Below are 2443 nucleotides of genomic sequence, written 5' to 3' on the forward strand. Positions count from 1 at the left end.
CTACAACTGGCAGCGCCCTCACATGGGCATCAACCGACAAACACCCATCAGCCGACTCCGCCTCTCCGAGGACAACCTGTTGATGCTCCACAACTAGGCGCCGTCGACGGGGCGCGTCCACCGATCGAAGCCGACGTATCGGAGGCTGTTGGAAGAGCCGTTCTAATACCGGCTGGTGCATCTATGGCTTGCGCCGATACGTTTCCGATCAGCAATACGAGAAGGCTGGAGGCGAGAAGGAAGGGTCTGGCGATCGTCATGAGGGATCCTGAACTGCGAGCCTTATAGGGTCTGAACGCTGCACCGTTCGGTTCCGTTCAAACGATGGAGGCAGTTCCCGAGCCGGGAAACGAGCGCGTCACGACGCGGCGTGAAGTGCCTTTTCCAGCTCTCGCTTCGACATGGTCGAGCGACCGCGGAGGTTCTGGGATCTCGCTCGCCGCATGAGTTCTTCCTTCGTTGGCCCGTTGTCGGCGCGGGAGGCAACCTTGTCAGTATATCCGGACTTTCGCGCTGAAGCCGACTTTTTGGCCACATCCGTTGGTTGGCTTGAAAACTGTTTGCCGCGCTTTGTGTCCGCCCGCTTCTTTCGCGTCGAACGATCGTACTCCTCTTTCGATAGAGAGGCGCGGGCCTTCTTCGGTAGATAGCGCTCTCCGGTTTCGCCGCTGGGCTTGCCGGACTTCGTGTCCCATTCCTCGCTCGACCACTGCGCGAGGCTGTTCTCGTCGGACTTCTCGCCCTTGTAGCCGCCACCGGCCTCCTTGTAGGCCTTCGTCGCCGCCTGAGCCTTGCGGGCGGACCATTGACCGGCCTTGCCGCCCTTATCCGAGGCGGTCACCTCGGACTTCACCCTCTCCCACAGTTTAGGATCGGTCTTCTCTGCGCTAGCTGCCATTGCTCAAGCCCTTGCTTTTTTCGTGCGATCAACCCGAGGACGAAAAGCCGGTTCCGAGGGACGGATGTGTCATCAACCCGTGTGCAAATACGGCGATACAGGACACTCGGCCATAAAGTGTCGAGATTTGCGACATTGACTTGAGAAGTTGCAGCCTCCACGTCGCAAAAGCGCGCGGCAGTTTTCCGCGCAGCATGATAAACGGGACATTTCGAATGAGCGAGAACGGCGCGGCGAAACCCACGGTTTTCATCGATGGCGAAGCCGGCACCACCGGGCTCGGCATTCGCGAACGCCTGGAGCGCGAAGGACGCGTTTCTCTTATGAGTATCCCGCACGAGAGCCGCAAAGACGTAAAGGTCAAGCGTGCGCTTCTCGCGGATGTGGATCTCGTGGTACTGTGTTTGCCTGATGAGGCTGCAAAGGAAACGGTCGCACTGGCCGATAGCCTTCCCAATGGCGGCCCTCGCATCTTGGACGCCAGTACGGCCCATCGCGTCAGTGCCGGTTGGGCTTACGGCTTTGCTGAACTGAATGCGGATCAGGCGCAGGAGATCCGTAAGGCACGGCGAGTCGCCAATCCTGGTTGCTATCCTACCGGAGCGATCGCGCTCTTGCGGCCCTTGGTCGATGCCGGATTGATTCCGCCCAACACAGCGATCAGCGTCAATGCAGTCAGCGGCTATAGCGGCGGCGGCAAGAGCATGATCGAAGCCTACGAGGCCGGCGAAGCTCCGGCATTTCAACTCTACGGCCTTGGCTTCGCTCATAAGCACCTGCCGGAACTGCAGGTCTACGGCGGCCTGAGCCGGCGGCCGATCTTCATGCCCTCGGTGGGCAATTTCCGCCAAGGTATGCTGGTCAGCATTCCTCTCCACCTTGACACTCTACCGGGACATCCAGACCCGGCTGCATTGGAAGCGGCTTTGTCCGCTCATTACGCTGGACAGGACCTGGTGAAGGTCATTCCGACTGGTCCAAACGACAAGCCGGACGCCGAGGCACTCAACGATACCGATCTAATGGAACTGCGCGTCTATGGAAATTCTGATCACTCTCAAGCTCTCCTTGTCGCTCGTCTCGACAATCTCGGGAAAGGTGCGTCCGGTGCAGCGGTGCAGAACATCGGTTTGATGGTTGGCCTCGAATAGACCGACGATCGGATCGAACGACCTGACTTGACAATGATCCTGGGACGCTCTTCGGAACGTGCCGGGTCTTCCGGATATGGAAATTCCGGAAAGTGCGACCAACTTCATTCCGAGCGGACATTGTCCCTCGACCGTCACGCTGGATGTCGTATCCAAGAAGATGACGCCGACTCTCCGTCGCGCATTGGCCGGAGAATTGGATCAGGTTTTCGCGCCATGTCATCCGTCCAAAGAAAAGCCGCCGTCTTAGCGGCATGAGGCGCATGGCCTGTTCCGCCAGATGATGGTCTGATACCGCTCTAGCAGGGTGTTGAAGAAGTCCGTGGCGTGAGGGGGCTTGGCATGATTCACTCCGTTCCGGCAGCGGACGGGGAAGTCAGATGCGAGGCTTGGA

General features: G+C 59.1%; 2 protein-coding genes. One reads left to right on the top strand and one right to left on the bottom strand.

Features of this window, described 5'->3' with window-relative positions; translation table 11 throughout:
• Positions 1-358: 358 nt before the first annotated feature.
• Positions 359-898 (bottom strand): hypothetical protein, encoded by a 540-nt coding sequence (locus tag ACFQ4G_RS21800; RefSeq protein ID WP_238209280.1) that lies wholly within the window; start codon positions 896-898, stop codon positions 359-361.
• A 215-nt stretch (positions 899-1113) separates the two neighbouring features.
• On the opposite strand from ACFQ4G_RS21800, the gene argC reads away from it, so the two are divergent.
• Positions 1114-2049 carry an N-acetyl-gamma-glutamyl-phosphate reductase gene (gene argC, locus ACFQ4G_RS21805; protein ID WP_238209279.1) on the top strand — a complete coding sequence of 312 codons (936 nt, stop codon included), beginning with the start codon at positions 1114-1116 and terminating at the stop codon, positions 2047-2049.
• Positions 2050-2443 lie beyond the last annotated feature (394 nt).

The sequence above is a fragment of the Methylobacterium marchantiae genome (assembly GCF_042679825.1).
In the GTDB taxonomy this organism is placed as follows: Bacteria; Pseudomonadota; Alphaproteobacteria; order Rhizobiales; family Beijerinckiaceae; genus Methylobacterium; species Methylobacterium marchantiae.